Annotated in this window: 21 protein-coding genes; 19 read left to right on the forward strand and 2 right to left on the reverse strand. The window is 33.2% G+C overall.

Going from position 1 to position 21,780, the window contains the following annotated elements; translation table 11 throughout:
• The first annotated feature begins 112 nt into the window (after positions 1 to 112).
• From uvrC to hppD, 5 genes are all read left to right on the forward strand, one after another.
• Positions 113 to 1,906, forward strand: coding sequence for an excinuclease ABC subunit UvrC (gene uvrC, locus K6T82_RS21675; RefSeq protein WP_223710576.1), 1,794 nt, complete (start codon positions 113 to 115; stop codon positions 1,904 to 1,906).
• Between the two features lie 87 nt (positions 1,907 to 1,993).
• Complete coding sequence (locus tag K6T82_RS21680; RefSeq protein WP_420828331.1) at positions 1,994 to 4,198, forward strand: patatin-like phospholipase family protein; 2,205 nt, start codon at positions 1,994 to 1,996, stop codon at positions 4,196 to 4,198.
• A 319-nt stretch (positions 4,199 to 4,517) separates the two neighbouring features.
• Positions 4,518 to 5,675 (forward strand): homogentisate 1,2-dioxygenase, encoded by a 1,158-nt coding sequence (locus K6T82_RS21685; RefSeq protein ID WP_111425221.1) that lies wholly within the window; start codon positions 4,518 to 4,520, stop codon positions 5,673 to 5,675.
• A 133-nt stretch (positions 5,676 to 5,808) separates the two neighbouring features.
• On the forward strand, positions 5,809 to 6,177 hold the full coding sequence (locus K6T82_RS21690) for a four helix bundle protein (RefSeq protein ID WP_223710580.1): 369 nt from the start codon (positions 5,809 to 5,811) through the stop codon (positions 6,175 to 6,177).
• A gap of 86 nt (positions 6,178 to 6,263) precedes the next feature.
• Positions 6,264 to 7,424, forward strand: coding sequence for a 4-hydroxyphenylpyruvate dioxygenase (gene hppD, locus K6T82_RS21695; RefSeq protein WP_223710583.1), 1,161 nt, complete (start codon positions 6,264 to 6,266; stop codon positions 7,422 to 7,424).
• Between the two features lie 4 nt (positions 7,425 to 7,428).
• Here the strand turns inward: hppD and K6T82_RS21700 are convergent, their stop codons facing one another.
• Entirely contained in the window at positions 7,429 to 7,593 is a 165-nt protein-coding gene (locus K6T82_RS21700; RefSeq protein WP_223710585.1) for a hypothetical protein, read from the reverse strand.
• Between the two features lie 129 nt (positions 7,594 to 7,722).
• Between K6T82_RS21700 and K6T82_RS21705 the strand changes: the two genes are divergently transcribed.
• The 10 genes from K6T82_RS21705 (at position 7,723) to K6T82_RS21750 (ending at position 18,688) form a co-directional block, all read left to right on the forward strand.
• Positions 7,723 to 8,493, forward strand: coding sequence for a DUF3108 domain-containing protein (locus K6T82_RS21705; protein WP_223710587.1), 771 nt, complete (start codon positions 7,723 to 7,725; stop codon positions 8,491 to 8,493).
• Positions 8,494 to 9,435, forward strand: coding sequence for a tryptophan 2,3-dioxygenase family protein (locus K6T82_RS21710; RefSeq protein ID WP_223710590.1), 942 nt, complete (start codon positions 8,494 to 8,496; stop codon positions 9,433 to 9,435). It abuts the gene before it with no gap.
• Positions 9,436 to 9,459: 24 nt separating this feature from the next.
• Entirely contained in the window at positions 9,460 to 10,680 is a 1,221-nt protein-coding gene (locus K6T82_RS21715; RefSeq protein WP_223710593.1) for a M23 family metallopeptidase, read from the forward strand.
• Between the two features lie 37 nt (positions 10,681 to 10,717).
• The gene (locus K6T82_RS21720) at positions 10,718 to 11,371 is read left to right on the forward strand and encodes a hypothetical protein (RefSeq protein WP_223710595.1); all 654 of its coding nucleotides are present in this window, start codon (positions 10,718 to 10,720) and stop codon (positions 11,369 to 11,371) included.
• Between the two features lie 48 nt (positions 11,372 to 11,419).
• Positions 11,420 to 12,040 (forward strand): hypothetical protein, encoded by a 621-nt coding sequence (locus K6T82_RS21725; RefSeq protein WP_223710597.1) that lies wholly within the window; start codon positions 11,420 to 11,422, stop codon positions 12,038 to 12,040.
• 23 nt (positions 12,041 to 12,063) lie between these two features.
• Positions 12,064 to 12,822, forward strand: a complete 759-nt coding sequence (locus K6T82_RS21730; protein ID WP_223710599.1) for a hypothetical protein — start codon at positions 12,064 to 12,066, stop codon at positions 12,820 to 12,822.
• A 127-nt stretch (positions 12,823 to 12,949) separates the two neighbouring features.
• Complete coding sequence (gene pgi / locus K6T82_RS21735; RefSeq protein ID WP_223710601.1) at positions 12,950 to 14,593, forward strand: glucose-6-phosphate isomerase; 1,644 nt, start codon at positions 12,950 to 12,952, stop codon at positions 14,591 to 14,593.
• Positions 14,594 to 14,924: 331 nt separating this feature from the next.
• Positions 14,925 to 17,579, forward strand: coding sequence for a TonB-dependent receptor (locus K6T82_RS21740; protein ID WP_338083358.1), 2,655 nt, complete (start codon positions 14,925 to 14,927; stop codon positions 17,577 to 17,579).
• A 103-nt stretch (positions 17,580 to 17,682) separates the two neighbouring features.
• Positions 17,683 to 18,105: a hypothetical protein gene (locus K6T82_RS21745; RefSeq protein WP_223710606.1), complete on the forward strand. Its 423-nt coding sequence runs from the start codon at positions 17,683 to 17,685 to the stop codon at positions 18,103 to 18,105.
• Between the two features lie 91 nt (positions 18,106 to 18,196).
• Positions 18,197 to 18,688 (forward strand): septal ring lytic transglycosylase RlpA family protein, encoded by a 492-nt coding sequence (locus K6T82_RS21750; protein ID WP_223710609.1) that lies wholly within the window; start codon positions 18,197 to 18,199, stop codon positions 18,686 to 18,688.
• A 31-nt stretch (positions 18,689 to 18,719) separates the two neighbouring features.
• Here K6T82_RS21750 and K6T82_RS21755 read toward each other — a convergent pair whose 3' ends face one another.
• Positions 18,720 to 19,175 carry a DinB family protein gene (locus tag K6T82_RS21755; protein WP_223710611.1) on the reverse strand — a complete coding sequence of 152 codons (456 nt, stop codon included), beginning with the start codon at positions 19,173 to 19,175 and terminating at the stop codon, positions 18,720 to 18,722.
• A gap of 78 nt (positions 19,176 to 19,253) precedes the next feature.
• On the opposite strand from K6T82_RS21755, the gene K6T82_RS21760 reads away from it, so the two are divergent.
• From K6T82_RS21760 to gmk, 4 genes are all read left to right on the forward strand, one after another.
• Positions 19,254 to 19,601 (forward strand): arsenate reductase family protein, encoded by a 348-nt coding sequence (locus tag K6T82_RS21760; RefSeq protein WP_223710613.1) that lies wholly within the window; start codon positions 19,254 to 19,256, stop codon positions 19,599 to 19,601.
• A gap of 94 nt (positions 19,602 to 19,695) precedes the next feature.
• A complete protein-coding gene (locus K6T82_RS21765) occupies positions 19,696 to 20,556 on the forward strand; it encodes a YicC/YloC family endoribonuclease (protein ID WP_223710616.1) in 861 nt (286 codons plus the stop codon).
• A gap of 2 nt (positions 20,557 to 20,558) precedes the next feature.
• Positions 20,559 to 21,155: a hypothetical protein gene (locus K6T82_RS21770; protein ID WP_223710618.1), complete on the forward strand. Its 597-nt coding sequence runs from the start codon at positions 20,559 to 20,561 to the stop codon at positions 21,153 to 21,155.
• Positions 21,156 to 21,179: 24 nt separating this feature from the next.
• Positions 21,180 to 21,752 (forward strand): guanylate kinase, encoded by a 573-nt coding sequence (gene gmk, locus K6T82_RS21775; RefSeq protein WP_223710621.1) that lies wholly within the window; start codon positions 21,180 to 21,182, stop codon positions 21,750 to 21,752.
• Positions 21,753 to 21,780: the final 28 nt, after the last annotated feature.

Consider the following 21,780-nt stretch of genomic DNA (forward strand, 5'->3'; position numbering starts at 1 on the left):
AGAAATTATTCTTTTGATTTCGTAAATTTGAAACTAATTCAATGTTAAGCTTCTTTTGAAAACCGAAATGGTTTTTAAAACGCTTCTCGAACCTCTACAGAAAAACAAGAGAATGCAAAAACCGGCCTTAGATCTTCAAATTTTAACTTTGCCTGACAATCCCGGCGTCTATCAATACTATGATAAAGACGGGAAAATCCTGTATGTCGGAAAAGCTAAAAATTTAAAAAAAAGGGTTTCTTCCTATTTCAACAAAATTCACGATACTGCCAAAACAAATGTTCTGGTAAAAAAAATCGTGACTATAAAACATATCGTCGTTCCTACAGAAACCGACGCACTTTTGTTAGAAAACAATCTAATTAAAACCCTTCAGCCAAGATACAATGTATTGCTACGCGATGACAAAAGTTATCCGTGGATTTGTATTAAGAAAGAACCTTTTTCTAGAATATTTCTAACCCGAAGAATGGTCAAAGATGGTTCAGAATATTTTGGCCCGTACACCAATTTCAAAATGGTGCATACGATTTTGGATTTGATTAAAGAATTGTATCCGCTTCGAACTTGCAATTACGATTTGAGCGAATCGAATATTAATTCGGGAAAATTCAAAGTTTGTCTGGAATATCATATTGGCAATTGTAAAGGTCCTTGTGAAGGTTTAGAACCTCTAGAAGAATACCAAAGGCAAGTCAATGCAATTCGCGAAATCTTGAAAGGAAATTTTAAAGAAAGTTTGAAAGATTTCAAGAAGTTGATGAACACTTACGCGCAAAATTTGCAATTCGAAGAAGCGCAGAAAATCAAGGAAAAGATTGATGTTTTAGAAAACTATCAATCCAGATCAACGATTATCAATCCGAAGATTACCAATATTGATGTTTTCTCAATTGTTTCTGATGAAAGTGCCGCTTATGTCAATTTTCTGCAGATTTCTCATGGTTCAATTATTCGTTCGCATACTTTAGACATTAAGAAAAAATTGGACGAATCTGATGAGGAATTATTAGAATTGGCGATTGTAGAATTGCGTGAACGTTTTCAATTATTATCCAAAGAAATTATTGTTCCTTTTGAAATGGATTTAGGCGAAAACATCAAAATAACGGTTCCTCAACTTGGAGATAAAAAGCAGATTTTAGATTTATCGATTCGAAATGCAAAGTTCTACCGAATTGAACAATTGAAACAACTCCAAATTGTAGATCCAGATCGTCATGTAAACCGAATTATGGCACAAATGCAGAAAGATTTACGACTTCCTGTTGAGCCTCGACATATCGAATGTTTTGATAACTCGAACATTCAAGGAACAAATCCTGTTGCAGCATGTGTGGTTTTTAAAGACGGAAAACCAAGCAAAAAAGATTACCGACATTTTAATGTCAAAACGGTTGTTGGTCCCGACGACTTTGCTTCGATGACCGAAATTGTATATCGCCGTTACAAAAGAGTGCTGGAAGAAAATGAACCTTTGCCGCAATTAATTATTATTGACGGTGGAAAAGGACAACTTTCTGCTGCATTAAAAAGTATTGATGAACTAGGTCTACGTGGAAAAGTTGCCATAATCGGAATTGCCAAACGTCTGGAAGAACTTTTTTATCCAGGAGATTCGATTCCGTTATACCTAGACAAAAAATCGGAAACATTAAAAGTGATTCAACAATTAAGAAACGAGGCGCATCGATTCGGAATCACTTTTCACAGAGATAAAAGAAGCAAATCGGCACTTAATTCTTCGGTCGAAAGTATTCCTGGAATTGGCGAAAAAACCATGCTTGCGTTAATACAACATTTTAAAAGTGTTAAAAGATTAAAATTGGCTTCAGAAAAAGAAATTTCGGACGTTGTAGGTGTTTCTAAAGCAAAAAAAATTGTCGACTTTTACAAAACCAACTAACAAAAATTTATGCGCCTAACTCAGTCGTCTGTTCCGTCTATTCGGTTAAAAGGATTTTTCTCCAATTTGATTTGGAGGAATTTAGGCATGCTTGTTCTATTTTTTCTGCTGATTTCTCAAAAAAGTTTTTCACAAGAAGTTAAAAAAGATAGTGTAAAAAGACCCAAAATTGGTTTGGTTCTAAGCGGCGGCGGCGCAAAAGGTTTTGCACATATTGGTGTTTTGAAAGTTTTGGAAGAAGCCGGAATCAAAATTGATTATATCGGCGGAACAAGTATGGGGTCTGTAATTGGCGGACTTTATGCTTCTGGTTACAATGCTTCTCAAATTGACTCTATTTTCAAAAAAACCAATTTTGACGACTTAATAAACGATTATATTCCGCGTTCATCCAAGAATTTCTACGGAAAAAAGAATGATGAATTGTATGCGATAGTTTTACCGTTCAGCAATTTCAGAGTCGGTATCCCGGAAGCACTTTCTAAGGGAATGTACAATTATAATTTATTGAGCAGCCTGACTAGAAATGTTCGACATATTCGTGATTTCAATAAACTGCCAACTCCTTTTTTATGTATAGGAACTAACATAGAAACCGGAGAAGAAGTTTTATTGAACAAAGGAAATTTGGTTCAGGCCATGATGGCAAGTGCAGCTTTTCCTTCCTTATTTACTCCAGTTGAAATTGATGGAAATTTATTGGTCGACGGAGGCGTTGTCAATAATTACCCTATAAAAGAAGTTCGAAATCTTGGTGCCGATATTATTATTGGGGTCGATGTCCAGGATGATTTGATGAAAAGAAAAAACCTAAAAAATGCGACTAAAATTCTGGTTCAGATCACCAATTTACAGTCCATTGATAAAATGAAAAGCAAAATAAAAGATACTGATGTTTACATTAAACCAGATATTCGTGATTATGGTGTAATTTCATTTGACAAAGGAGAAGAAATCATCAGAAAAGGTGAAGAAGCCGCTTTTGCGGTTTATGAAAAAATTAAATCGTTATCAGACGAAACTACTTATTATAAAAAACCAAAACTAAAAATTGCAACAGATACTATTCAGATTCAAAAAATAAACACTGAATTATTAGACAATTACACTAAAGAATATATTCGCGGTAAACTCCGATTTAAACCTGGAAATACAATCACATACAATGATTTGAAAACGGGGATTAATAACCTAAATGCAACACAAAACTTCAGTACCATATCTTATTGCCTTCAGCCGGATGGTGAAAAAGATGATCTTGATTTGGTTTTAAAAGAAAATCCAACCCAGACTTTTTTAAAGCTTGGACTTCATTATGACGGACTATATAAAAGTGGTATTTTATTGAATTTAACTCATAAAAAGACATTTTTAAAAAATGATGTTACTTCGTTGGATATTATTCTGGGAGATAACTTCAGATATGATTTCAATTATTATGTAGAAAACGGTTTCAATATCAGCTTTGGATTCCGTTCAAGATTAAATCAATTCAATCGAAATGTAACAACCAGTTTAAGTAATGTTGTTACTCAAAATCCAAATGTCAACTTAATTAATGTTGACTTTATGGATGTAAACAATCAAGCTTATTTTCAAACCATTTTTGTTCAGAAGTTCCTAATGGGAGGTGGTTTAGAATATAAATATTTAAAAATAAACTCACCAACACTGATCAATGAAGAAAACATTATAGACAAGAGCAACTATTTTAGTGCTTTTGCCTATTTAAAATACGATTCTTTTGATGATAAATATTATCCAAGTTCAGGGTTATATTTTTCTTCAGATCTGCAGACCTATTTGGCATCATCAGATTACACGAATACTTTTAAACCTTTTTCGATTGCCAAAGCAGAAGTTTCTTTTGTAAATACTTTATTCAACAGAGCCACTTTTAAAATTGATGCCGATGCGGGTTTTACTTTTGGAAATTCCAGCGTTCCTTTCTTTGATTTTATTTTAGGTGGTTACGGTTACAGTAAAATAAACAACTTCAATTATTTTTATGGATATGATTTCCTAAGCATTTCTGGAAACAGCTACATCAAAACAGGAATTACTCTGGATTATGAAATTCTAAGAAAAAACCACATTAATCTTTCTGCCAATTTTGCAAATCTAGGAAACAACATTTTTTCGGATGTGAACTGGATTTCTATGCCCAAATATACAGGTTATGCCGTAGGTTATGGATTAGAAACCATTATTGGCCCAATAGAAATCAAACAATCATGGTCGCCTGAAATGTCTAGGAGTTTTACTTGGTTTAGTATTGGCTTTTTATTTTAATACACAAATAACGAATACTTCAATAAAATCACTATATTTTTTTGCTATATAAAAATTATATCAAAAAAAATAAAACATCTTATAGTTATAATTAATATAATTTTTATTTTTACTCGGAAAAAATTACGACATTTGTTATAATGAAAACAAATTGGACAGGTTTATTAGAGTATCTTCAATTCCTCATTAAGAGAAATCCAGAGTAATGGCTCTATAGAATTGAAATAATCAGTTAATTGTAAAAAATTAAACTGGTTAGTATCACTGCAATTCAAATTTTCGAATTATCTAATTTACTAATTATCTAATTGAGAAAGCCATGCCATTATATCATAAACTCGGAGATTTTCCTCAAAAAAGACATACCCAATTTGAAAAACCAAACGGCGGTTTTTACTACGAACAATTGTTTGGTACCGAAGGTTTTCATGGACATTCATCATTGTCTTACCATGTACACAGACCTACGCAGGTCAAAGAAATTTTAAACTCTTATTCGGTTGAACCAAAAATTGCAATCGGAAAAAATATAAAATCACTTCTTTTTAAAGGTTTTGAATTAAAACCTGAAAACGACTTTTTGGATAGCCGAAAAGCAATGCTTGTAAACAAAGATTGCATTATTGGTTTGGCTGCGCCGAAAGAATCGCTCCGAAATTATTTTTACAAAAATGCCGATGCCGATGAAATGCTTTTCATCCATAGAGGAAAAGGGAAATTAAGAACCATGTTGGGAAATATTCCTTTTGAATATGGCGATTATCTAATTATTCCGCGTGGTATTATTTATCAGATAGATTTCGAAACAGAAGACAATAGATTATTTTACGTAGAATCGTATTCTCCTTTTTATACTCCAAAACGTTATAAAAACCAATCGGGTCAGCATTTAGAGCATTCGCCATTTTGCGAACGAGATTTTATTCTGCCAAACGAATTGGAAACGCACGACGAAAAAGGCGATTTTTTAATTAAAATCAAAAAAGAAGGAATGATGCACGAAGTAGTTTATGCCACACATCCGTTTGATGTTGTAGGTTGGGACGGCTACAACTTTCCATACGGATTCTCCATTCACAATTTCGAACCTATAACTGGGCGTGTTCACCAACCGCCGCCAGTACATCAAACATTTGAAACGGCAACCTTTGTCGTTTGTTCATTCTGCCCAAGACTTTACGATTATCATCCAAAAGCCATTCCGGCACCATACAATCACAGCAATATAGATTCTGACGAAGTACTATATTATGTAGATGGCGATTTTATGAGTCGTAATAATATTGAGCAAGGTCATATCACTTTACACCCAAAAGGAATTCCACACGGACCAGCGCCTGGAGCCATGGAACGCAGTATTGGTCACAAAGAAACTCAGGAATTAGCCGTAATGGTGGATACTTTCCGTCCATTAATGGTTACTGAAGAAGCAATGGGATTGGATGATGGGAAATATTATAAATCCTGGACGGAGTAGTAATTAGTTAATGTGGCAATTAGAAAATTAGATAATTCTCTGCAAACTGTATAAACTAAATAATTGTTGTAATTTTAAACTTACAAAATAAATTATCTCATTAACACATTTTCTAATTATCTAATTACCCAAAATGACCTTTAACGAAAAATATAAAGACAACGCTCTTTTAATCAAAACGTTCAATTTCGCTCTAAACATTATTGATTACACTAACGAACTTCAGGATCAAAAAAAGTTCGTCATAGCAAATCAATTATTAAAAAGTGGAACATCAATTGGAGCAAATTCAAAAGAGTCTCAAAATGCAGAAAGTAAAGCTGACTTCATACACAAACTAAAAATTGCAATTAAAGAAGCAGACGAAACAGAATATTGGTTGTTTTTGTGTGATGCACATAATGAATATCCAAATTGCAAACGTTTATTAAATGATCTTTCAGAAATTTTAAAAATTTTAAATAAAATAATATCAACATCAAAGATGAGTTCAATTAGATAATGAGATAATTTGTCAATGTGCCAATTTCAACATTGCGTAAATAATTATCTAATTTTCTAATTGACACATTTTCTAATTAAAAAATCATGAGCAAAGAAGTAAAATCAGTAGAATACGGATTAGAGAAAATATTTGAAGGAGCACAAGATTTCCTTCCATTATTAGGAACAGATTATGTAGAATTTTATGTTGGGAATGCTAAGCAAGCAGCTCATTATTATAAATCTGCATTTGGATATCAGTCATTGGCTTATGCCGGATTGGAAACTGGAGTAAGAGATAGAGCATCTTACGTTTTGAAGCAAGACAAAATTAGAATTGTTCTGACAACACCTTTAACAGCAGACTCTCCAATTAATGAACATTTGAAAAAACATGGAGACGGCGTAAAAGTGGCAGCGCTTTGGGTTGAAGACGCCACAAAATCTTACGAAGAAACTATGAAACGTGGCGCTCGTTCGTTTATGGAACCAACTGTAGAAGAAGATGAATTTGGCCAAGTAGTTCGTTCTGGAATTTACACTTACGGAGAAACCGTTCATATTTTTGTAGAAAGAAAAAATTACAATGGTGTTTTCTTACCTGGTTATAAAGAGTGGAAATCAGATTACAATCCAGAATCAACAGGATTGAAATACATCGATCATATGGTTGGAAATGTGGGTTGGAATGAAATGAATACTTGGGTAAAATTCTATGAAGAAGTGATGGGATTTGTGAATTTCCTTTCTTTTGATGACAAACAGATTACTACAGAATACTCTGCATTGATGAGTAAAGTAATGTCAAATGGAAACGGAAGAATTAAATTCCCAATCAACGAACCGGCTGAAGGAAAGAAAAAATCTCAAATTGAAGAATATTTAGATTTCTACGGCGGACCTGGAATTCAGCATATCGCAATTGCAACAGACGATATTATTAAAACAGTCTCACAACTAAGAGCTCGCGGTGTTGAATTTTTATCAGCTCCTCCTCACACCTATTACCAAGCAATTCCAGAAAGATTGGGTGTTCATATGGATATGATGAAAGAAGATTTGAACGAAATTGAAAAATTAGCCATCATGGTCGATGCCGATGAAGATGGTTACTTATTGCAGATTTTTACGAAGCCTGTTCAGGACAGACCGACGCTTTTCTTCGAAATTATCCAAAGAATGGGTGCAAAAGGATTTGGCGCAGGCAACTTTAAAGCCCTTTTTGAGTCGATTGAAAGAGAGCAAGAATTGAGAGGAACACTGTAAAATGTTAATTTTCACCAACAAAACCGCATAATTCTCGAAAAAACGATGCTTTTTTTGCAAATGTTATGTTAAACTTGACTTTGGCTATTTGTTTTTTGAACTTTCTATCTATCTTTGCACTCGCAAATAAGGAAGGGGTGGTTTCCTTCCGAATTGATATAAATTTCATAATTTATAGTTTTTTGGTTAGTTAATAGCATAAAAACTCAGTCATTATTGACTGAGTTTTTTTGTTTTAGTACATTTGGAATAGAATTTGCATTTATTTATCTTTATAATGAAATGTAAAAATTGTACTATGAAAAAGTTCATCCTCATCATATTAGCACTAACAACACTCGCCTTCGATACTCAAAAAGAAGACGCCTTTGATACCGGAGAATATTTTAAATTTAGGATTCATTACGGAATTGTAAACGCCGGATACGCTACTCTCGAAGTAAAAGACGCCACTATCAATAATAAAAAAGTATATCACTCTGTTGGAAAAGGTTACACTACCGGAATGTCTAAATTTTTCTTTAAAGTAGAAGATTTATATGAAAGTTATTTTGACAAAGAAACTGGAAAACCCTATCGTTACGTTAGAAAAATTGATGAAGGCGGATATACCAAAAATCAAGAAGGTTTTTTCAATCAGGCTGAAAATAGAGTTTTAGTAAAAGACTACAAACGTAAATCAGAAAAAACGATCATTGTTACTGAGGAAGTGCAAGATATTGTTTCTGCTTTTTATTATTTAAGAAATCATCCAAATATCGACAAATTGAAATCGGGTGATGCGATTACAATTGATATGTTTTTTGATGATGAAATCACAAAATTTAAGTTAAAATATGTAGGTCGTCAAGATATTACGACTAAATTTGGAACCGTTTCTACGATGGTTTTCAAACCCTTGGTACAAACCGGAAGAGTATTTAAAGAAAAGGAAAGTTTAACACTCTGGATCACAGACGATGTAAACAAAGTTCCTATTAGAATTAAAGCAGATTTGGCGGTAGGATCTCTTAAAGCCGATCTCGACGAATATAAAGGATTACAAAGTCCACTTAAAGCAAAAAAATAAATGAACCCTACAGATAATTCTGAAGCAATCTTAAAAGAAATTGACCTTAAATTTCAAGCCATAAACCAAAAAACTGATGTACAATTGGAAGGCTTGCTTTGGGCTAAACCAATTACTTATTGGGATTACATTCAGACTGATGCTCTTTTAAATTTACAAATACAACGCACCACACTTCCTGACGAAATGGTTTTTATCATGTATCATCAGGTAAACGAATTAATCTTCAAAATGATATTGTGGGAAATTGACCAAATTGCTGCAACAGAAAATATTCAGGTAGATTTTTTCAGCGAAAGATTATCCAGAATCACCAGATATTTCGACATGCTAACCAACTCTTTCAGCATCATGGAAAATGGTATGGAAGTAGATCAATATATGAAGTTTAGAAACACACTTACTCCTGCTAGTGGTTTTCAAAGTGCACAATACAGAATGATCGAATTTGCTTCTACAGACGTTATCAATTTAACAGACAGAAGATACAAAGCAAATTTTGACGAAAACACAGATCTTGAAACCAGTTTTGAGCATTTATATTGGCAGGCCGCCGGAAAAGATTATCATACTGGCGAAAAATCATATTTGCTTAACGAATTTGAAAAAAAATACAAGGGACAATTTTTGAGACAAATGGCTTCTTTTAAAACCAAAAACCTTTGGCAAAAATTCATCCAATTACCAATTGAAGATCAAAAAAACACTGAACTAATTGCAGCAATGCGTCATTACGACCAAACTGTAAATATTACCTGGGTAATGCAACACCTAAATACCGCAAGAAAATACATTTTAGAAAGCGGAAAAGGAAATGGTGAAGCAACCGGAGGAAGCGACTGGCAAAAATATATGCATCCAAAATACCAAAAACGCATCTTTTTTCCTAAATTGTGGACCGAAGAAGAATTGTCCAATTGGGGAAATGAAAAAGTAGAATAATTTCGCCACAAAAATCCAAAAAGTTTGAAAAAAGCAGTCGTAATTTTAATTGTCTTGTTTTCTATTTTTTCATGTAAAAAAGCAGAACAAAAAGTAGAAACAAAAATTACTAAACCAGCAACCAAAAAAATAGAATTCGGTTTTAATTACGCAGATTTCAATGTTGTTAACGATACAATTTCAAAAGGAGATTCTTTCGGCTCGATTGTTCAAGGTCAAAATATCGGAGATAAAAAAGTTTTTGAAATTGTAGAACAAGTTAGAGATTCTTTCAATGTGAGAAGTATTCGTTATGGCAAACCTTTTACTTTACTTCGTTCAAAAAACAAAACCAATAATTTACAGGTTTTCATTTATCAGCCAGACGCTTTAAGTTATTATGTAATTGATTTACGAGACAGCATCGCAAAAGCATACAAAAAAATCAAACCGGTTACTTTCAAAAGAAAAATGATCGGCGGTGTTCTTAAAAGTTCTTTATCTGAAACTTTAGGAAACGAAAGTGTCGAAACCGCTTTGGCAAGCAGAATCACAAAAGTTTTTTCTTGGTCTATTGACTTCTTCAAACTTAAAAAAGGAGATCGTTACGGATTAATTTTCACAGAAAGATTCATCAACGGAAAAACCTATGATGGCGTTGAGGATCTTGAAGCTGCCTTTTTTGAATATAAAGGTAAAATTGTTTACGCCTTTCCTTTTGAAAGAGATACTACATCTGGAAAAATCGAATATTATGATGATGAAGGAAAAACACTTAAAAATTTCTTCCTAAAAACTCCAATTAAATTCAGCCGAATCACTTCTCGATTCACCATGAATAGATACCATCCTGTACAACATACTTGGAAAGCACACAAAGGAACTGATTATGCTGCTCCGACAGGAACACCAATTTCGACAACTGCATCTGGAGTTGTAGAAACAACGGGATATACGGCCGGAAACGGAAACTTTGTAAAAGTAAAACACAACGGAACCTACTCTACTCAATACTTACACATGTCTAAAATCTTGGTTCGTCGCGGACAGCGCGTTACACAAGGCCAAACTATTGGTTTAGTTGGAAGTACAGGTTTGGCTTCTGGACCACACGTTTGCTATCGTTTCTGGAAAAATGGCGTTCAAGTTGATGCACTTCGTTTGAACCTTCCAACAGGAGAATCTTTGACTGGGAATGACAAAACGCGTTTCATGAAACAGATGGAACCGTTGAAAAGAGAATTGGACAGCATTGGAAATTTGTAAGAAAACTTTATTTTAGCATAAAAATCAACTGTTTATTATGATTGAGAATTTTATTGCTTTTCGAAGTTTTCCAACATTGGATCAAGCCCAAGAACTTGAAGCATTGTTAAACAAAAACAATATTGTCGTCGCTTTAGCAGACAACATTCCACCAGTTGATATCACTTTTTCTGGAAGTACTTTACAAAATAAGTATGAAGTTAAAATCAATCCGGCTGATTTTGAAAAGGCAGAAGATATTCTTGAAAAAGAAACCGAAAATCTTTTGGAGAACATAGATCAAGATTATTATCTGCTGAGTTTTACCAACGAAGAGTTGTACGAAATCCTTCTGAATTCTGACGAATGGAACATTTTTGATTACAAACTCGCCCAAAAACTTTTAACGGATCGAGGTAAAACTAACGATAGTGAAATGTTGGTTTCTTTAAAAAAAGAACGTTTAAAAATTTTAGCTAAACCAGAAGAAAACCAAAAACCCTGGATTATTGCTGGATATATTTTTTCACTTTTAGGAGGTGGAATTGGAATTATTATTGGATATTCTCTATGGAAATCAAAGAAAACACTTCCAAATGGAGAACAAATCTACTCCTACACTACTGAAGACAGAAAAAGTGGCAAAACGATATTTTTAATTGGCCTTATCATATTCCCTTTATCTATACTTATTAGAGTATTGTCAAGCTAATATTTTTCGGGACACTGTTAAGCAATCTAATCCAAATCTCTCATAAGCATGAAAAGCACTCGATTGAAAACGATGTACAATGAAACTTTTTCAGGTTTAAAATTATTCTACAGAGACACTAATTTGTCTGAAAATTTAATTTCAAATTATAGAATCGGACAAATAATCCAAGAAAAAGGTTTTACTGATATGACTTCGATTGGCGGCGGACTTTCGGGCAATTTGAGGTATTTGATTGCAAGCGCACATGCAAAAGACTTATCAAAATTCAATCCTGATTCGGGAAAAATCGGTCATTTTCTTTTAGATTCGATTGCCTATTTTAAAGTTTTGGACATTCAAAGAATTGGCGATAAAACACAAGTTTTTCTTTTGAATATTCCAGATATTTCGATTTCACTTTTCAAAAATTCAACTTCCAATTTAGAAGAAGAAATTATAGAAAAAGCACAAAAACGCTTTCGCGAAAAAATCGACACTCCTTTAATTCCAGAATTACAAACCGAAAATTGGAAAGAAAGAACCAAACTTCCGCTTGGAATGGACGAAAATGGAATACTTTTTTTTGATGATTCTAAAATTAAAACAGAAACCACAAAAAGAATTGATGTTGATGTAACGAAGAAAGTGATAGCAATCAATAAAAAACCTTGGTGGAAATTTTGGTAATAAATCTTAACATTTAGAATTTAATGAAAAAATTAATAATTCTAGTACTTCTTTTCAATTTGATATCTTGCAAAAAAGAAATCGAAAAAACTGAGCCAAAAAGAATAATTACAAAACCTCATGCCAAAAAACTTTCATATAACGAACAATTAGAGGCAATTAAAAACGGCACATCAAAAGACTCTGTTTTATCAAATGATATTCAATTTATTAACGACTCTCTTCTAAAAGGAAAATTCAAATTAGACATTTCAAAATACGAAACCGAAAACGAGAAGAAAAACTGTTTCCCAATTAGACTTCCAAAAAAAATGTTCAATGAATTTTACAACGAAGGTTTCAATAATTTAGGCGATTTAAATGGAGACAAAAAAGACGACTTCGTATTTGTCCTCCATGCTTTGAATTATTGTGAAGAAGGAGACTCTTATTATTTTACAGACAACTCTATACCAAGAATCCTTACAGATTCTAATTGTTGCCATCCATCAAGCATTCTAAATATCGGGGATATTAATGAAGACGGACAGGCAGAAATTGCCGAGTACTATTCGTCTTGCGCAAGCAGATTTAAATCCATTACCATTTACAGCTTAAAAAACAACAAATGGAAAGAAATAAAAACTATTCCATTTGCCTTAAATGATGAATACTACATTGACAGAGATTTTAAAAAATTATTTAAAAAAGTATCTAAAAACAATTTAAAATATTTTGAGATAATCGATATTGATGCCGAAGGAAAAATAATCGCTTCTTGGAAGAAGCTAAGAATAGAATAATTTTTTTTCATAAATACCCTATAAAACGTTTTCGTAACTAATTGTTATATAATCGTGAACCACTCTCCTTTTAAAAGTTATTTCAGTATTTTTGTGTTTCAAAGAACAAACTCAATTATAGATAAAAATGGCTTTAAACACAACAAACCCAACTGGGACTGAAGCGTGGAAAAATCTCCAAAACCACTATAACGCAATTCACGAAACCACAATACAAGAATTGTTTCAACAAGATAGTGCCCGCGCTGAAAAATTCAATTTGCAATGGAATGACTTTTTAGTAGATTATTCTAAAAACAATATCAGTCAGGAAACTATTTCGCTTTTATTAGAATTAGCAAACTCAATCGGATTAAAAAATGCAATCGCTGATTACTTTGGAGGCGAATTAATCAACAAAACCGAAAATCGTGCAGTACTTCATACAGCGTTGCGTGCTCCTGAATCTGCAGTTATCAAAGTAGACGGAGAAAATGTGATTCCGGAAGTATATGAGGTAAAAAATAAAATCAAAAACTTTACAAACGAAGTAATTTCGGGAGAAAGAAAAGGATACACAGGAAAAGCTTTTACTGATATCGTAAATATCGGAATTGGTGGTTCTGACCTTGGTCCTGTTATGGCTGTTGAAGCTTTACAGTTTTACAAAAATCAACTAAATACACACTTCGTTTCAAATGTTGATGGCGATCACGTAAATGAAGTAATCAAAAAATTAAATCCAGAAACCACCTTATTTGTAATTGTTTCAAAAACGTTTACAACTCAAGAAACTTTAACCAATTCTGAAACCATTAAAGAATGGTTTTTGAAATCGGCTACACAGGAAGATATTGCAAAACACTTCGTAGCTGTTTCTACAAACATTCAGAAAGTAACTGAATTCGGAATTAATCCGGACAACGTTTTCCCAATGTGGGACTGGGTTGGAGGAAGATTTTCTCTTTGGAGCGCTGTTGGTTTAAGCATTGCTTTAGCAGTTGGATTTGACAATTATAATGACTTATTAGTTGGGGCAAACGAAATGGACGAACATTTCAAATCTGCAGAATTCGACCAAAACATCCCAGTAATTTTAGCTTTATTAAGCGTTTGGTACAATAATTTTTATGGTGCTGAAAGTGAAGCTTTGATTCCTTATACACAATATTTATCAAAATTAGCTCCTTACTTACAGCAGGCAACTATGGAAAGTAATGGGAAAAGTGTTGGCCGTGACGGAAAACCGGTTAACTATCAAACAGGAACTATTATTTGGGGAGAACCTGGAACGAATTCACAACACGCCTTCTTTCAATTAATTCACCAAGGAACAAAAAGAATACCAACAGATTTCATCGGTTTTGTAAAACCACTTTACGGAAACGAAGATCACCACGACAAATTAATGTCTAACTTCTTTGCACAAACAGAAGCCTTGATGACAGGAAAATCTGAAGCTCAAGTTCAGGCAGAGTTTGACAAACAAGGACTTTCTGCAGAAAAAGCATCTTATTTATTGCCATTTAAAGTTTTTACAGGAAACAAACCAACGAATACAATCTTGATCCAAAAATTGACTCCAAAAAGCTTAGGATCATTAATAGCAATTTACGAACACAAAATTTTCACTCAGGGAATTATCTGGAACATTTTCAGTTTTGATCAATGGGGAGTTGAATTAGGAAAACAACTGGCGAATTCTATTTTAGACGAAATCAATTCTAAAACTGTTAAAACGCACGACAGCTCAACATCATTTTTATTGAATCATTTCTTAAAAAATAAATAAAAGCAGAAATTTAAAATTTCCGTAACATATTGAAACGTCTTAATTTAACGAAAATTAAGACGTTTTTTTACATAAAATACCGACAAAAAGACCAAAAAACACGTCAATTTGCACAATTTCACTTACAAGCCTGCGAAAATAATTACACATTTAACAAAATATGCTTACATAATTTTAAAAAAACAGCATTTTTTTTAAACAAAAAAGAAAAATTCATTTTAATGCGCAATAGAAAAGACAAAACTAGTTTTTCTTAACATTTCGATAACATTATCTAAGTTAATTGTTATAATTTTGCCAAAAACAATTAACTCATAACAAAATGAAGAAAATGAAAAATTGGTTACTTACCGGACTATTTTTTATGATAGTTTCAACCGTATTTTCTCAAGGAAAAGTGACTGGTACAATTACCGACGGAACAGGTTCATTACCAGGAGCAAACGTAGCGATCAAAGGATCATCTACAGCAACTTCTACAGATTTTGATGGTAAATTTACAATTACATCACCATCAAACACAGGAGAACTTGTTATCTCTTTCTTAGGGTACAACGTTCAAACTGTGAAATTTAATGTATCAAATGGTGCAACTACAAACCTAGGAACAATCGTTCTAGTTTCTGATTCTAATGAATTAGGAGAGATTGTTGTAATGGGTAAAGGAATTATTGACTTAGCGAAAGACAGAAAAACGCCTATCGCTGTTTCTACAATTAAAGCTGCTGATATCCAAGCAAAAATTGGTACTGCTGACGTTACTCAAACAATGGTAAATACACCATCTGTATACGTTGCAGGACAAGCAGGAGGTTACGGTGATTCTAGAGTAAACGTTCGTGGATTTGCTCAAGATAATACCGCTTTCTTATTGAACGGTCAACCAATCAACGGAATGGAAGATGGTAAAATGTACTGGTCAAACTGGTCTGGTATGTCTGACATTGCAAATGCTATCCAAATTCAAAGAGGTTTAGGATCATCTAAATTAGCAATTTCTTCTGTTGGAGGTACTGTTAACTTTATTACAAGAGCTACTGAAAAACAAGAAGGTGGTTTTGTTTCATTAGGTGTTGCTAATGACAATTATTTCAAAACTACTGCAACATACAATACAGGTGTGAATGCAAAAGGATGGGGAACAAGTGTTATGCTTTCTCACTGGCAAGGTGATGGTTACAATGATGGAACAAGAGGTGAAGGTCAAACTTACTTCGTTTCTGTTGGATACAAAGCTAACGACAAACACAGCTTCAACTTCTTATTGACTGGAGCTCCACAATGGCACGACCAAAACTTTACAAAATCTATCGATAGTTATTTAAAATACGGAAGAAAGTATAACAATAACTGGGGAACTCAAGGAGGAGAATACAAATCTGAGAGAACTAACTACTACCACAAACCAGTTGCTAACTTAAACTGGGATTACGATATCAGCGACAAAACACAACTTTCTACTGTATTATACGGATCTTGGGGACGTGGTGGAGGAACTGGAAACTACGGTACTAAACCAGCCACTCCAGCAGGAGGTCAAATTAACTTTGATGGAATCCTTGCTAGCAATCAAGCTATCGTTAATGGTACAGGAAATGCTGATGGTAGAAGTACAAACGGAGCTTACGTAATCAGAGCTAGTGTTAACAACCACGCTTGGTACGGTTTAGTTTCTAACTTGAAAAATCAACTTACTGACAATTTAGCTTTAAATGTTGGTCTTGATTTAAGAACTTACAAAGGAACACACTTCAGACAAGTTTCTGATTTCATGGGATTATCAAGCTGGACAGATACAAGAAATCTTAAAGATGGTAATAGTAACCCAAGTGGTACAATGAAAAGCAATTACGTTACTCAAATGGGAAGAGCTTTACCTTGGCCAGCAACTTTCAACACAATCGGTGAAGATCAAAGAATTGATTACGATTACGGAGAAACTATTTCTTACGGAGGTGTATTTAGCCAATTAGAGTATTCTAATGATAGCTTCTCTGCATTCTTCCAAGGATCTCTTTCTAACCAATCTCACCAAAGAGAAGACAGATTTGATTATTTACCACAAAATCAAAAATCTGAAAAAGTTAACAATGTAGGATACAACGTTAAAGCTGGTACTAGCTACAAATTTGCTGAAAACCACAGTATTTATGCAAATGCAGGTTACTACAGCCGTCAGCCATACCACGACAATATCTATTTGAACTTTACTAATGCGGTAAACCCATTAACATCGAACGAAAAAATACTTGGTCTTGAAGCTGGTTACACTTTTACTTCAAAATTCGTATCTGCAAGTTTAAATGCTTACAGAACATCTTGGAAAGACAGAGTTACAACTACATCTACTACTGCTACAGCAGCTGATGTTACTAAATACCCATCTTTAACATTAGGTGATATTATTTACAGAACTAATGAAGGTGTTGAGCAAGTTCACAACGGTATCGAGTTAGATTTTACTGCAAAACCAATTCAAGCTCTTAGCTTAACAGGATTCTTATCTGTTGGTGACTGGCAATACAAAGGTAACGTAGTTACTACAACAAGAGACGAAAGTTTATCTACTTTAGACAGAGCACAACAAGATGTTGATGGTGGAAAAGTAGGAGATGCTGCTCAAGTAACTTACGGTTTAGGATTCAGATATGAAATCGTTAAAAACCTTTCTATCGATTCTGACTGGAGATACTATGACAAATTATATTCTAACGTTGGTGCTGTAAAAAATAACTTAGAGTTACCAAGTTATGATCTAGTTGATGCAGGTATCTCATACAAATTGTTTATCGGTAAAGGAAAACACGATTCAATCGGTTTCAGATTTAACGTAAACAACGTATTTGATGAAGTTTATCTTTCTGAGTTAACTACAGCTACTGCTACAACAGCAACTTCAACTAACTACAAAGGAATCAATGTTGCAAATACAGGATTCTTTGGTTTAGGAAGAACTTGGAACTTTAGCTTACGTTACAACTTCTAATAAGAACCATAATAAATAATAAAAACGGCATTGACTTTTAAGTTTAATGCCGTTTTTTTATAGCCTTTTTTGTTATATTTGTTTCAAACAAAAAACACCGTTTATGTATAATTTTCTACAAAAATTCCACTCTGGATGGGCTTATTTGGCATTACTGCTTTTGCTTGTTGCAGTTGTCAATGCAATCATCGGAGTAACATCAAAAAAAGAGTTTACAGCTAAAGACCGTAAAATTGCTTTATTTGCTTTAATTGGTACTCATACGCAGTTATTAATTGGTTTAATACTATATTTTGTTTCTGCAAGAGGTTTTGCGGTATTAGGACAAATGTCTAATGCAGAATTAAGATTAACCTCTTTAGAACACCCACTAATTAACCTTATTGCCATTGTCCTAATTACAATTGGATGGTCTAAACATAAAAAATTGATTAATAGCGAAGCTAAATTCAAAACCTTTGCTATATTTTACGGTTTAGGATTATTACTTATTTTGAGTAGAATTCCGTGGAACCTTTGGTTCTAGAAAATACCAATTAAAAGCCCTTCCTACGGGGCTTTTTTTATCTCGGCATATTATTTGTACAAACTCCCCCAAGTCTGAAAAAAAATAACCCATGAGAAATAAAAAAAACATTTTATTCGCCACAATCGCTTTCACTTTAATTAGCGGCTTTAGCTATGTCATAAGCCAGACCAAACCTACAACAGACCCAAAAATCTCTCAAGACACTGTTAAAAATGTAAGACCAGCTTTAATTCCGCTGCCAGTGGATTCTGTTTTTACTGATAAAGGATTAAAACTTAAACCATACAAAAAAAACGCACATGCCTCCTACTACGCAGATCGTTTTAATGGAAAAAGAACCGCTAACGGAAGCAGATTTAACAACAACAGCTACACTGCAGCTCACAAAAAACTTCCTTTCGGAACGAGAGTCAAAGTAACCAACGAAGCAAACGGAAAGTTTGTTATTGTAAAAATTACCGATCGCGGTCCGTTTGTAAAAACACGCGAGATCGATTTATCTAAAAGAGCTTTTATGGACATTACCAAAAGTAAAGGTGCCGGAGCAATGAAAGTAACAATCGAAACTATAGTAGAATAAAAAAATCCCGCTTTGAAAGCGGGATTTTTATTTAAACAAATTTTCTAATACTCATCGCGATTCCAGTATGAATCCCTTCGTGATAATTATTAAAATCTAAAGCGTCTTGCACATTTCGAAGCGTGAATCCCATGCTGGTTGTGTATTCGTTATAATCAACAAAAAGACCGCTTTCAAAATCATTTTTTGTTTTTTCTAAAGTTGTAGAAAGCAATGCTCTGATTTCATCTACTTCTTCCTGAGAAACATCCCCTTCTGGTTTTGTTCCTTTTTTATATTTCCCAATAAAATCTTCTGAAACCATAGTTGGTAAACCAGATAATTTATAAACCAAAACTTGTTGTGAAGAAATACAATGTCCGATATTCCAAATCAAATTATTACTGAATCCTGGCGGAATTTTATTTAATTGTTCTAAGGAATGACCATCTAAAATTTTCAAAAGGATTTCTCTAATGGTTTTGTGCACTTCAAAAACTGAACTCATAATTTTATTTTTTTTCTAAAATTAATCATTTTTAAGTTTCAAATGATTTTTCTTTGTAGTCTAATAAAATTCAAAATCATGGACAAAATATACTACTTAGCCTCTTGCGATACGTGTAGAAAAATCATTAAAAGTTTACCAGAAAACAATTTGGTTTTTCAGGACATCAGACAAGATCCAATTACAGAAGAACAGCTTGAAGAAATGTATAAACTTTCTGGAAGTTACGAAGCATTATTCAGCAAAAAAGCACAATTGTATAAATCAATGGGTTTAAAAGACAAATCTTTGACTGAAGACGACTTTAAAAAATACATTTTAGAGCATTACACGTTCTTAAGTCGCCCGGTTTTTATTATTGATGGCAAAATATATATCGGCAACAGCCAAAAAAATGTAGCCGAAGTTATAAAAGCATTATCGTAAGAATTATATTAAATTAGCTGTACGAAACTGATTTACAATTTACAACACAAAGCAGCAAACTTTTAATTATCTTTGCGCCTTTATACTCAATTCTATGATACAATCTATGACAGGGTTTGGCAAAGCTTCTTTGCAATTGCCTACAAAAAAAATTACGGTCGAAGTAAAATCTCTAAACAGTAAAGGTTTAGATCTAAACGTAAGAATGCCGTCGCTTTACCGCGAAATGGAATTAGGGTTACGTACTCAGATTTCGACTAAATTAGAAAGAGGAAAAATTGATTTTGCGATTTACATCGAAAACACCGCAGAACAAACTTCTACTAAAGTAAATGTACCTGTCGTAAAATATTATATCGCGCAGTTAAAAGAAGTAAACCCTGATGCAGATGAAACTGAATTGATGAAAATGGCTGTTCGTATGCCAGATACATTAAAAACAGAACGTGAAGAAATTGACGAAGATGATTGGGACCAGATTCAGGTAATTATTGATGAAGCGCTTCAAAATATCTTAAATTTCAGAAAAGACGAAGGCGAATCTTTAGAAAAAGAATTCAACTTAAGAATTGGAAATATTCGCCAGTATATGAATGATACGTTGGCTCTAGATCCTGAACGCATTCAAGCCATTAAAGACCGTTTACAAAATGCCATTTCAGAATTGCAGGTTAATGTAGATGAAAATCGCTTTGAACAGGAACTAATCTATTATTTAGAGAAATTAGATATTACGGAGGAAAAAGTACGTTTAGGAAACCATTTGGATTATTTTCTTGAAACTTTAAACGGTTCTGAAGCCAACGGTAGAAAACTTGGTTTTATCACTCAAGAAATGGGACGCGAAATCAATACCATGGGTTCAAAATCGAATCATGCGCAAATGCAGAAATTGGTTGTTATGATGAAAGATGAATTGGAGAAGATAAAAGAGCAAGTATTAAATGTTCTTTAAACATGAGGTTTTATTTCATTTTTTTCTTTTTCATAATTTTCAATTGTTTTGGTCAAGAACTATCTGAAATAAATAAAGTTTTAGAAATATCAGATACTTTAGAACATAAACAAGAAATTCGCATTTACAAAGATTATTCGATTACCAATAGTATCAATATTCTTAGAATGTTTGATGAGGGAGAAAACAATTGGAAAGTCATTATTTATTATTATGCTAAAAGTATACCTCAGGTAACAAAAATTGACGTATTCAATTTCCCAAAAGAGAATATTGGAAAGTTAAGACCTAAAGATGCAGAATTAATTTGGCTTAATTTACTGATTACAAATATCGAATTTCTTCCGAGTATGGAATCCATAAGATATAAATTTGGCAAACCAAAAATTGATTCAGATAGGGGTGAAAGAGTAATCTCTACATCAAAAAATTATGTTTTAGATGGAGTCGGATACAAAGTGTATGTTAGAAACGGAAAGAATACAAACAATTTTTCTTTCGATAATCCAAAATCATATTTAAAATATTACCCAACAGTCGATGAATTAATTTCATATAATGAATTACTATCTGTTCTAGAAAAAGAATTTAGCTTTTAAAGACAGATCACACATAAACACACAATGAACAAAGGAAAATTAATTGTTTTTTCGGCACCATCAGGATCAGGAAAAACAACTATCGTAAAACATTTACTAGGTCAGGAAGATTTAAATTTAGAATTTTCAATCTCGGCTGCATCTCGTGATCCTCGCGGGGAAGAAATTAACGGAAAAGATTATTATTTTATTTCGTTAGAAGAATTCAAAAAACACATTAAAGCCGAAGATTTCTTGGAATGGGAAGAAGTTTACCGCGATAACTTTTACGGTACTTTAAAATCGGAGATTGAAAGAATCTGGGCTTTAGGAAAAAATGTGATTTTTGACATTGATGTTGCCGGCGGACTTCGTATTAAACACAAATTTCCTGAACAAACTTTAGCCGTTTTTGTTAAACCACCAAGTGTTGACGAATTGAAACGCAGATTGAAAGAACGTTCTACTGAAAGTGAAGACAAGATTAATATGCGTATTGCAAAAGCTTCTGTAGAGTTGGCAACTGCTCCACAATTTGATGTCATTATCAAAAACTATGATTTGTCTGTAGCTTTAGAAGAAGCACATCAGTTAGTGAAAGATTTCGTTTCTAAATAGTGATTAGCGCATAGTAATTAGTCATTAG

The organism is Flavobacterium potami, from assembly GCF_020026915.1.
GTDB lineage: Bacteria > Bacteroidota > Bacteroidia > Flavobacteriales > Flavobacteriaceae > Flavobacterium > Flavobacterium potami.

What these genes read in the sequence shown, in the direction of transcription:
- uvrC (WP_223710576.1), top strand. Translation starts at nt 113, where the DNA reads ATGCAAAAACCGGCCTTAGATCTTCAAATTTTAACTTTGCCTGACAAT.
- K6T82_RS21680 (WP_420828331.1), top strand. Translation starts at nt 1,994, where the DNA reads ATGCTTGTTCTATTTTTTCTGCTGATTTCTCAAAAAAGTTTTTCACAA.
- K6T82_RS21685 (WP_111425221.1), top strand. Translation starts at nt 4,518, where the DNA reads ATGCCATTATATCATAAACTCGGAGATTTTCCTCAAAAAAGACATACC.
- K6T82_RS21690 (WP_223710580.1), top strand. Translation starts at nt 5,809, where the DNA reads ATGACCTTTAACGAAAAATATAAAGACAACGCTCTTTTAATCAAAACG.
- hppD (WP_223710583.1), top strand. Translation starts at nt 6,264, where the DNA reads ATGAGCAAAGAAGTAAAATCAGTAGAATACGGATTAGAGAAAATATTT.
- K6T82_RS21700 (WP_223710585.1), bottom strand. Translation starts at nt 7,593, where the DNA reads ATGAAATTTATATCAATTCGGAAGGAAACCACCCCTTCCTTATTTGCG.
- K6T82_RS21705 (WP_223710587.1), top strand. Translation starts at nt 7,723, where the DNA reads ATGAAAAAGTTCATCCTCATCATATTAGCACTAACAACACTCGCCTTC.
- K6T82_RS21710 (WP_223710590.1), top strand. Translation starts at nt 8,494, where the DNA reads ATGAACCCTACAGATAATTCTGAAGCAATCTTAAAAGAAATTGACCTT.
- K6T82_RS21720 (WP_223710595.1), top strand. Translation starts at nt 10,718, where the DNA reads ATGATTGAGAATTTTATTGCTTTTCGAAGTTTTCCAACATTGGATCAA.
- K6T82_RS21725 (WP_223710597.1), top strand. Translation starts at nt 11,420, where the DNA reads ATGAAAAGCACTCGATTGAAAACGATGTACAATGAAACTTTTTCAGGT.
- K6T82_RS21730 (WP_223710599.1), top strand. Translation starts at nt 12,064, where the DNA reads ATGAAAAAATTAATAATTCTAGTACTTCTTTTCAATTTGATATCTTGC.
- pgi (WP_223710601.1), top strand. Translation starts at nt 12,950, where the DNA reads ATGGCTTTAAACACAACAAACCCAACTGGGACTGAAGCGTGGAAAAAT.
- K6T82_RS21740 (WP_338083358.1), top strand. Translation starts at nt 14,925, where the DNA reads ATGAAAAATTGGTTACTTACCGGACTATTTTTTATGATAGTTTCAACC.
- K6T82_RS21745 (WP_223710606.1), top strand. Translation starts at nt 17,683, where the DNA reads ATGTATAATTTTCTACAAAAATTCCACTCTGGATGGGCTTATTTGGCA.
- K6T82_RS21750 (WP_223710609.1), top strand. Translation starts at nt 18,197, where the DNA reads ATGAGAAATAAAAAAAACATTTTATTCGCCACAATCGCTTTCACTTTA.
- K6T82_RS21755 (WP_223710611.1), bottom strand. Translation starts at nt 19,175, where the DNA reads ATGAGTTCAGTTTTTGAAGTGCACAAAACCATTAGAGAAATCCTTTTG.
- K6T82_RS21760 (WP_223710613.1), top strand. Translation starts at nt 19,254, where the DNA reads ATGGACAAAATATACTACTTAGCCTCTTGCGATACGTGTAGAAAAATC.
- K6T82_RS21765 (WP_223710616.1), top strand. Translation starts at nt 19,696, where the DNA reads ATGATACAATCTATGACAGGGTTTGGCAAAGCTTCTTTGCAATTGCCT.
- K6T82_RS21770 (WP_223710618.1), top strand. Translation starts at nt 20,559, where the DNA reads ATGAGGTTTTATTTCATTTTTTTCTTTTTCATAATTTTCAATTGTTTT.
- gmk (WP_223710621.1), top strand. Translation starts at nt 21,180, where the DNA reads ATGAACAAAGGAAAATTAATTGTTTTTTCGGCACCATCAGGATCAGGA.